The sequence below is a fragment of the Candidatus Zixiibacteriota bacterium genome (assembly GCA_022865345.1).
Taxonomy (GTDB): Bacteria; Zixibacteria; MSB-5A5; order MSB-5A5; family RBG-16-43-9; genus RBG-16-43-9.
On the sequence record JALHSU010000267.1, the window covers coordinates 1 to 8,705 of the forward strand.

The 8,705-nt window shown below is 44.6% G+C and carries 9 protein-coding genes; all 9 read left to right on the top strand.

Going from position 1 to position 8,705, the window contains the following annotated elements; translation table 11 throughout:
* Window positions 1-239 precede the first annotated feature (239 nt).
* Window positions 240-1,739, top strand: a complete 1,500-nt coding sequence (locus MUP17_12810; protein ID MCJ7459848.1) for a leucyl aminopeptidase — start codon at window positions 240-242, stop codon at window positions 1,737-1,739.
* Between the two features lie 205 nt (window positions 1,740-1,944).
* The gene (locus MUP17_12815) at window positions 1,945-2,346 is read left to right on the top strand and encodes an Rrf2 family transcriptional regulator (GenBank protein ID MCJ7459849.1); all 402 of its coding nucleotides are present in this window, start codon (window positions 1,945-1,947) and stop codon (window positions 2,344-2,346) included.
* 66 nt (window positions 2,347-2,412) lie between these two features.
* Window positions 2,413-2,967 (top strand): dCTP deaminase, encoded by a 555-nt coding sequence (dcd, locus tag MUP17_12820; protein MCJ7459850.1) that lies wholly within the window; start codon window positions 2,413-2,415, stop codon window positions 2,965-2,967.
* 457 nt (window positions 2,968-3,424) lie between these two features.
* Window positions 3,425-3,979 carry a pyruvate ferredoxin oxidoreductase subunit gamma gene (locus tag MUP17_12825; protein ID MCJ7459851.1) on the top strand — a complete coding sequence of 185 codons (555 nt, stop codon included), beginning with the start codon at window positions 3,425-3,427 and terminating at the stop codon, window positions 3,977-3,979.
* Window positions 3,972-4,229 (top strand): 4Fe-4S binding protein, encoded by a 258-nt coding sequence (locus MUP17_12830; GenBank protein ID MCJ7459852.1) that lies wholly within the window; start codon window positions 3,972-3,974, stop codon window positions 4,227-4,229. The genes MUP17_12825 and MUP17_12830 overlap by 8 nt, the downstream gene beginning before the upstream one ends.
* Before the next feature lie 3 nt (window positions 4,230-4,232).
* Window positions 4,233-5,405 (top strand): pyruvate ferredoxin oxidoreductase, encoded by a 1,173-nt coding sequence (porA, locus tag MUP17_12835; GenBank protein MCJ7459853.1) that lies wholly within the window; start codon window positions 4,233-4,235, stop codon window positions 5,403-5,405.
* Window positions 5,406-5,421: 16 nt separating this feature from the next.
* Window positions 5,422-6,330 carry a thiamine pyrophosphate-dependent enzyme gene (locus MUP17_12840; protein ID MCJ7459854.1) on the top strand — a complete coding sequence of 303 codons (909 nt, stop codon included), beginning with the start codon at window positions 5,422-5,424 and terminating at the stop codon, window positions 6,328-6,330.
* A gap of 386 nt (window positions 6,331-6,716) precedes the next feature.
* Window positions 6,717-8,051: an NADP-dependent malic enzyme gene (locus MUP17_12845; GenBank protein MCJ7459855.1), complete on the top strand. Its 1,335-nt coding sequence runs from the start codon at window positions 6,717-6,719 to the stop codon at window positions 8,049-8,051.
* Between the two features lie 256 nt (window positions 8,052-8,307).
* Window positions 8,308-8,705 (top strand): cob(I)yrinic acid a,c-diamide adenosyltransferase (locus MUP17_12850; protein MCJ7459856.1); only part of this gene is annotated, 398 nt, incomplete at its 3' end.

Consider the following 8,705-nt stretch of genomic DNA (forward strand, 5'->3'; position numbering starts at 1 on the left):
GATATTGTTTACTTGGTGGCTTATCTTTTCAAACATGGGCCGGCACCGTGCATATAATAAAAACAATGACGGATGACTAATAACGAATGATGGATAAAAGACGGAAGAAAAAGATAAAGCAGGTTTGGTAGAGACGCATAGCATGCGTCTCTCTTTTTTTATATTGAATTCTCTTGCCTATCTATTTCTCATTTATTATAATCCTGATAAATAAAACAATTTATTCAAAGGAGTTCTGGATGAAAATCGAGCTTAAACTGGGCAAAGCTGAGGAGCTAAAATCTGAGGCTTTAGCTTTGGGGCTATTTGAAGCACAAGGGCTTTCAAAAGAGGCGAAACTTTTAGACAAAAGATTAGATGGGGCGATCTCCCTACTTCTCAAAAATGGTGATTTTTCCGGGAAATCAAATCAGACTGCGGTTTTGTATCCGAAGGGGTTTGAGTTCAGAAGAGTTATTCTTATCGGGCTTGGAAAGAAAGAGGAGTTCAGCTTAGACCGGATCAGACAGGCTGCCGGGACAGCTTATAAGAAGGCTAAAAAGCTTAAGATCAAAAACTATGTCAGTTTTCTTCACGGGAAAGGGCAAAAGGGAATAGATTTTCAAGCATCTGCCCAGGCTGTGACCGAAGGGACTCTGCTCTCATCCTATCATCTGGACCAGTACAAAACCGAGGGGAAAGAAGATCTTTTTGAGGTCGAGAGCATGACTATCTGGGATGAGGATAGAACCAAGAAATCGGCTATTGAAAAAGGGATAAAGACTGGCGAGATAGATTCCTGGGGGACAAATCTGGCCAGGGATATGGTTAACCATCCCAGCAATTTTATGACCCCTACCAAGATGGCTGAGATAGCTCTGAACCTTTCTAAAGAATATAAGTTTAGATGTGAGGTTCTTTCTCTGCCCGATTTAGAGAAACTGAAGATGGGTGCGCTTATGGCAGTTGCCCAGGGGAGCAAACAGCCGGCTAAATTCATCATAATGGAACATATGCCGGAGAAGAAAAGAAGAGGGACAGTGGTGCTGGTTGGCAAGGCGATAACCTTCGATTCTGGGGGAATCTCGATCAAGCCTTCTGAAGGTATGTGGGAGATGAAAGGTGATATGGCAGGCGGTGCAGCAGTGATTGCAACCATGGCTTCTGCAGCCAGAGAAGGGATTCCGGTTCATCTGGTAGGATTGGTTCCGGCGACTGAAAATCTTCCTTCTGGCACAGCCTATAAACCAGGGGATATAATCAGGTCATACTCCGGTAAAACAATCGAGATTATGTCCACTGATGCAGAAGGGCGACTGATCTTGGCAGATGCTTTAGGATATGCTCAAAAATATGAGCCGAAAGCTCTCCTGGATATTGCCACCCTGACTGGTGCTTGCGTGATTGCCTTAGGGAATGTGGTGGCAGGACTTATGGGGAATGACCAGCAGCTTCTGAATAAAGTCAAAAAAGCTGGAGAGAAAACCGGTGAAAGGGTATGGGAATTGCCCCTTTATAAAGAATATGATGACCAGATAAAAAGCGATTTAGCAGATATGAAAAATTCAGGGGGCAGGCCTGCCGGGACTATAACTGCAGCTGCATTCTTAAGGAAATTCGTAGGCAAAGCTCCCTGGGCGCATTTAGATATAGCTGGAATGGACTGGGAAGAAAAGGGTAAACCTTATATCCCTAAAGGACCTATGGGGTTCGGTGTACGTCTGTTTTTACAGTTTTTAAGAGAGTGGGATAGAAGGTAAGTTAATATGCATATTAAAGTTATACAGCTTTTCTTGATGTCTTAACTTGTTGAATGAGATAAAAAACAACCAATTAAGTCCTTTTTAGCTTGTGAAAAAAATAACAAATTTTTGCAGATTTTACTTGACAGGAAAAAAGGAGATGTTATTTTTAAGATGTAAAAGATTATGTAAATCCTTTTGACCTCAAAAGGAGGTTTTTATTATGGAATTAACCAAAGCAGGCGATTACGGATTTTTGGGCATTATGTATTTAGCCAGACAGCCCGAAAAAAGAGTAGTTCGTCTATCTGAGATATCCGAGAATGAGGATATCCCGGAGAAGTTCCTGGCAAAGATCTTCCAGAGTTATACCAGATCAGGACTGATCAAATCTCATCGTGGTGCCAGAGGCGGGTTCTCAATGGCAAAGCCCGCGGACAAGATCACGGCTAAGGATATCCTGGAAAGTGTCCAGGGACCAATCTATTTGACCAGATGTCTGAATGAGGCTGAGTCCTGCGAAAGAAAAAACACCTGCGGCTTGCGGAAGATCTGGATTAAATCCCAGGACCATCTAAATAATCTCTTAGAGAAGAAGACCTTAGCAGACCTTATTACTTCCTGAGTTTTAGATCAAGTCCTTTCTAATCTTTGTTTCCTTGATTAAATTCAGAATATAGAGGGTGTTTTTATGCCTATTAAATCGGATAAGTGGATTCGCCAGATGGCTTTAAAAAAAGAGATGATAAAGCCTTTCTCTACAGGTCGGATCAAAAGAGGAAAAATCTCTTATGGGTTATCTTCTTATGGTTACGACATCAGGGTGGCAGATGAATTCAAGGTTTTCACCAACGTGAACACCACAATTGTTGATCCGAAGAATTTTGACCCACGCTCTTTAGTAGACGTGAAAGGGAATTTTTGTATCATTCCTCCAAATTCATTTGTCCTAGCCCGGACCGTGGAATATTTTAAAATCCCCAGAAATATATTAACCATTTGCCTTGGAAAGTCTACCTACGCTCGCTGTGGCATAATTGTCAACGTCACTCCTTTTGAGCCGGAATGGGAAGGGTATGCCACGTTAGAGATCTCCAATACCACACCTCTGCCAGCTAAAATCTATGCGAATGAAGGGATTGCTCAAATAATCTTCTTAGAGTCGGACGAGGAGTGCGAGACCTCCTATAAGGATAAAAAGGGGAAGTATCAGGCGCAGAAAAAGATTACTTTGCCGAGGATGTGAGAAAAAACCGTGACCGTTTCTCGTGATTCGTAAGCGTAAGAAAAGGTTTAAAGGTTCAAGAGTTCAATGGTTCAAAGGTAAAAGATAAAAGCAAAGTCAAAAACAAGGATAAGAACTAAGGCAAAAAAGAAAGTTCTGATGGAGTTTACTCAAGAAAAAGAGATGCAATGTTCTCGTTAAAAGCCACTTTAGTGGCGTAACCTCACCCTGACCCTCTGCTTCAAATAGAGAAAAAAAACCTGACTAAAGTCAGTTGGAACAAGAAAGCTTAAGGATTCGAGGGTTCAAGGATTCAAATAAAGGTTTAAAAGTTCAAACGTTCAAGGGTAAAAAAAGAAAGATAAGATCAAAAGCAAAAACTTTGAGAAGGTTGACTTAAGAAAGAGAGGTATCAAGTAAGCCAAATTGGGGGTGATAAAAAACGTATAAGTTTAATTGGTTAGTTTAAAGGAGGATTATGCTAAAAGAGATAAGGATTCATGGTAGAGGAGGTCAGGGCGTGGTTACTGCGGCTGAGCTTTTAGCTGTTGCCGCTTTCGAAGATGGTAAATATGCCCAGGCTTTCCCTACCTTTACCAGCGAGAGGATGGGTGCACCGGTTCAATCTTTCGTCCGTATAGCAGATCATAAGGTAAGAGCCAGAAACCAGATCTACGAGCCGGATTTTCTGATTATTCAGGATTATACCCTTATCGGCGCTGTCGATTTGCTAAAAGGGTTGAAAGCAGATGGGCTGGTGCTCGTAGATACCGAAAAAAGTTCGGAAGACGTTGGCTTGAAAACCAAATCCAGGATTTTGACCATTCCTGCATCCAGGATTGCTATGGAGATATTGGGTAGACCCATCCAGAATACCACTTTGATGGGAGCTTTTGCCGGCGCGACCGGGCTTATTTCCCTGGAAGCAATCAAGAGAAGCGTTATGGAGCGCTTCCCAGGAGAGCTTGGGAAAAAGAACGTGATGGCTGTGGAAAAAGCCTATGAATTGTTGAAAGGAGCAAAGAATGCCTAAACCAGAAGGGACGGTCTCCAAGCCGGGCTCAAGCAAGGCTTATAAGACCGGTGCCTGGAGAATCAAGAAGCCGGTTTTTAAACAGGTGAAATGCAACGATTGCCGTATCTGTGTGGCAGTATGTCCGGATGGTGTAATCTTCGGTTCAAATAAGAAATACTGGGCAGATTTGGATTACTGCAAAGGGTGCGGAATCTGCGTGGAGGAATGTCCTTTAAAAGATATCGAGTTGATCGTGGAGGTTAAATAAAAAATGAAAAAAGTTATCGAAGGGTCAATGGCAGTAGCGGAGGCGGTTAAAGTCTGTCGTCCGCACGTGATCTCCGCTTATCCCATTACTCCCCAGACCCATATCGTGGAGAATCTTTCTCAATTTGTGGCAGATGGGGAGCTGAAAGCAGAGTTCTTAAATGTGGAGAGTGAATTTGGAGCAGCCTCAGTGGTCTTAGGTGCCTCGGCCACAGGTGCCAGGGCTTATTCAGCCACAACTGCTCAGGGGCTACTTTTGATGGTTGAGGTTTTGTTTAACATAGCGGGGTTGAGATTGCCGGTGGTTATTACCTGCACTAATCGAGCAGTTTCCGCTCCGATAAACATCTGGAACGACCAGCAGGATGCGATGACGATAAGAGATTCTGGCTGGATAATGCTTTTTGCGGAGGATAACCAGGAAGCCGCAGATATGCACCTGCAGGCTTTCAAAATCGGAGAGCATCCGGAGATAATGCTGCCGGTGATGGTCAATATGGACGGGTTTATCCTGACGCACGCTTTTGAACCGATTGAGTTCATTGATCAGAAGATGGCAGACGAATTTCTGCCTCCTTTTAAGCCTGAGTTATACCTGACACCAAAGAACCCTTTAACCTTCGGGGTCTTGGCAGAACCGGACTGGTACATGGAGACCAGGTATAGACTGCAGAAAGCGATTGAGGCTTCCACAGATATGATCGAAGAGGTTGCAGACCAGTTCAAAAAGACGTTTGGAAGGTATCAGGGCGGTCTGGTCGAGAAATACAGATTAGATGGAGCAGAGACTGTAATCGTGTCCATGGGTTCAGTTGTCGGAACGATAAAGGAAGTGGTTGATGCGCTCAGAGACAAGGGCAAAAAAATCGGAGTACTGAAGATAAGAACATTCAGGCCTTTCCCTAAAGAGGCTATTTATGATGCCTTGAAGAATGTCAAAAACGTGATCGTTATGGAAAAAGCTATCTCCTTAGGAGCAACCGGGATTTTGTATGACGAGATAAAAGCTGCCTTATACGGCAAACCGAGCCAGCCCAAAGTCTCAGGCTTTATCGCTGGTCTGGGTGGAAGAGATATCCCCAAGGAGTCCATAATGAAAGTAATCGAAAAGGGCGAAGCCGGAATTTCGGACAACGTCTTTGTCGATTTAAAAGAAAACCTCATTGGAGGAAAATAAGATGGCAAAAAATGAAATGACAATAGAGAAAAAAGAAAAAGAAGAGATCCTCGAAAGTCAGCTTGCTCCAGGGCACAAGGCATGTACCGGCTGTGGGTTAGCCCTGGCTGCCAGGACTGTTATGAATACAGCCGGCAAGGACGTGATTGTTACTGCAGCTACCGGGTGTCTGGAGGTCTTCTCCACTTCCTACCCGCAGTCTGCCTGGAAAATGCCCTGGATTCACTCCTTGTTTGAGAACTCAGCCGCAGTGGCAGCAGGGATAGAGGTGGCTTTAAAAGCTCTGGGTAGGGAGAAGGAAGCGAAAATCATCGCCCAGGGCGGAGATGGAGCAACTGCGGACATAGGGATAGGTTGTCTTTCCGGGATGTTTGAAAGAGGGCATAACATCCTGTACGTCTGCTACGACAACGAAGCTTATATGAATACCGGAGTGCAGAGAAGCGGATTGACTCCTTTTGAAGCCTGGACCTCTACCAGCCCCTCTGGAAAAGTCTCCTGGGGAAACCCGACTGAAAAGAAGAATATGCCGGCTATAGCCGCAGCTCATGGGATACCTTATGTGGCAACTGCATCAGTTGCCTATCTAAAAGATCTGGAGAAGAAAGTAAAGAAGGCTCTGGATATCGTTGGTCCAAAATATTTACAAATTCACGCACCCTGCCCTTTGGGTTGGGCACACGAGCCCTGGGATACCATTAAAGTGGCTAAACTTGCAGTTCAAACCGGACTTATTCCTCTTTACGAGATGGAAAATGGAGTAATCACCTCGGTTCGTAAAATAGCCAAGAAAGCGCCGGTTGAGGAATATTTAAAGCTTCAAGGACGATTCAAACATCTGTTCAAGAAGCCTGGTTTTGAGAAGGAGCTGGAGAGAATTCAGGCGATGGCAGATGCGACTATAAAGAAATTCAATCTGATGTGAGGAGAACGATTTTCCTTGAAAACCGATAGCACAGGTTTGAAAAAGCCTGTGCTATTTCTGTCTGTGGAAAAAAGAATATGCTTTTCAAATAGAAAAAGATTGGAAAACCGGGATTTGTTGAATATCTTCAATTGTAGCGGAGGTCTTCAGACCTCCATGGTCTGGGAAGGGGAAGAATGGAAAGCTGAAGCTGCTCTTCGTTGGTGTCCTCACCAACGAAGAATTATCGTCCAGTAGACGATAAGCAAATTATAAGTAAAGCTAAAGCTTTACACTCCAGTGAGAAGGAAAGGAGCAGGTAGGGGCAGACCTGTGTGTCTGCCCTGAAACTTGGGCGAACACATAGGTTCGCCCCTACGGATTGAAGGAAAGGAGATTTCAAATTTATGTCAACTAAAGAGCAAAGAATAGCCAGCGCTGAAAAACCGGGTAAAGATGCTTTAAGATTGCATCCCTTTTACAAGGGGAAAATCGAGATAGCGCCGAAATGTATTATCCGGGATTTTAACGATTTTGCAATCTGGTATACTCCAGGGGTTGCCCAACCCTGTAAAGAAATCGCCAAAGACCCTGACAAGGTTTATGAACATACCAATAAAGGGAATGCAGTAGCAGTGGTTTCAGACGGGACCAGGGTTTTAGGGTTAGGTGACATCGGACCTGAAGCGGGACTTCCGGTAATGGAAGGGAAAGCTTTATTATTCAAATATCTCGGCGGGGTGGATGCTTATCCTATCTGCGTTGAGACCAAAGACCCGGATGAGCTGATCAAAGTGGTCAAACTAATTCAGCCATCTTTCGGTGGGATTAATCTCGAAGACATCGCGCAGCCGAAATGCTTCTATATCCTGGACAAGCTCAGACAAGAGGCTCACATTCCGGTATGGCATGATGACCAGCAGGGGACAGCAGCAGTCAACCTGGCGGGCTTGATCAATTCCTTGAAGATCGTAGGGAAGAAGCTGAATGAGGTCAAAATCGCCATGGTAGGAGCTGGAGCAGCTAATACCGCTACTTTAAGACTCTTCCTGGCTGCAGGGGTCGATGCGGGTAAAGTGATCATGACGGATTTAAACGGGATCCTTCATTCGGAAAGGAAGGATTTTGAAAAAAGCGATCCCAGGTACAGGTTCTGCCAGATAACCAATAAAGAGAAAAAGAAAGGCGGGATTGCTGAGGCGATGAAGGGAGCGGACGTGGTCATTGCGCTCTCCGCACCGGGTCCAGGAGTGATTAAAAAGGAATGGGTTGCAGATATGGGAAAAGACCCGATAGTTTTCGTGTGTGCCAATCCAGTGCCAGAGATCTGGCCCTGGGAGGCAAAAGAGGCTGGTGCCAGAATAGTCGCCACAGGCAGGTCTGATTTCCATAACCAGATAAATAACTCCTTAGGTTTTCCAGGAATTTTCAGGGGGACCTTAGACGTGAGAGCCAAGACTATCACTGACGAGATGGTGATAGCTGCCGCTCATGAGCTGGCTCAAACCGCACAGGATAAGGGAATAAATGAGGAGTATATCATCCCCACGATGGATGATCCGGAGGTTTATACCCGTGAAGCAGTGGCAGTCGGGTTAAAGGCAATTGAGCAGGGGCTGGCAAGAATAAAACCTTCGAGGACTGAGCTTATCGAGCAGGCAAACAGGATGATTAAAAGAGCCAGGGAGCAGGCTGAGATCTTGATGAGTTCGCATCTGATTCCAACACCGCCGGAAGAATAAAAAAAGAAGGCTAAAGTCTAAAGGCTATAGTCTAAAGTCAAAAACCAAATATAGGGAAATTATAGCGTCGGTTTTATGCCCGACGAGAAAGGTAGACCCACGTTGCCCCCAACGTGGGTGTATTCTCCCACCTTGAAGTCAAGGTGGGGATACCGTTAGGTGTAGAGACGCATTGAATGCGTCTCTGTAGTAGATACAGAAATGGTAGGGGCACGACATGTCGTGCCCCTACAAAAAACAATTTCAGGGTGTAACGATGAGCAAGAAAAAATCAATCAAAGATCAGAAAAAACTGGTGATGGTTCTCACCGGGAATGGCAAAGGAAAGACCACCTCTGCACTGGGAATGGCTATGCGCGCTGCAGGGCAGAAAAAAAAGGTACTGATGGTTCAGTTCATCAAGGACTTTCTGGATTATGGTGAGATAAAATTCTCCAAGAGATGTCCGCGAGATATCGAAATCTACTCTATGGGTAAAGGTTACGTGGGAATCCTGGGAGATAAACTTCCTTTGTCCGAGCACAAAAAAGCAGCCAGACGAGCTTTGGAATTTGCCAGAAAACGTGGTTCTTCAGGCAGATATTTTATGCTAATCTTAGATGAGATCAACGTGGCTTTGAATCTGAGATTGCTTAAAATGGACGAGTTGATCAA

What these genes read in the sequence shown, in the direction of transcription:
- porA (MCJ7459853.1), top strand. Translation starts at nt 4,233, where the DNA reads ATGAAAAAAGTTATCGAAGGGTCAATGGCAGTAGCGGAGGCGGTTAAA.
- MUP17_12845 (MCJ7459855.1), top strand. Translation starts at nt 6,717, where the DNA reads ATGTCAACTAAAGAGCAAAGAATAGCCAGCGCTGAAAAACCGGGTAAA.
- MUP17_12830 (MCJ7459852.1), top strand. Translation starts at nt 3,972, where the DNA reads ATGCCTAAACCAGAAGGGACGGTCTCCAAGCCGGGCTCAAGCAAGGCT.
- MUP17_12840 (MCJ7459854.1), top strand. Translation starts at nt 5,422, where the DNA reads ATGACAATAGAGAAAAAAGAAAAAGAAGAGATCCTCGAAAGTCAGCTT.
- MUP17_12825 (MCJ7459851.1), top strand. Translation starts at nt 3,425, where the DNA reads ATGCTAAAAGAGATAAGGATTCATGGTAGAGGAGGTCAGGGCGTGGTT.
- dcd (MCJ7459850.1), top strand. Translation starts at nt 2,413, where the DNA reads ATGCCTATTAAATCGGATAAGTGGATTCGCCAGATGGCTTTAAAAAAA.
- MUP17_12815 (MCJ7459849.1), top strand. Translation starts at nt 1,945, where the DNA reads ATGGAATTAACCAAAGCAGGCGATTACGGATTTTTGGGCATTATGTAT.
- MUP17_12810 (MCJ7459848.1), top strand. Translation starts at nt 240, where the DNA reads ATGAAAATCGAGCTTAAACTGGGCAAAGCTGAGGAGCTAAAATCTGAG.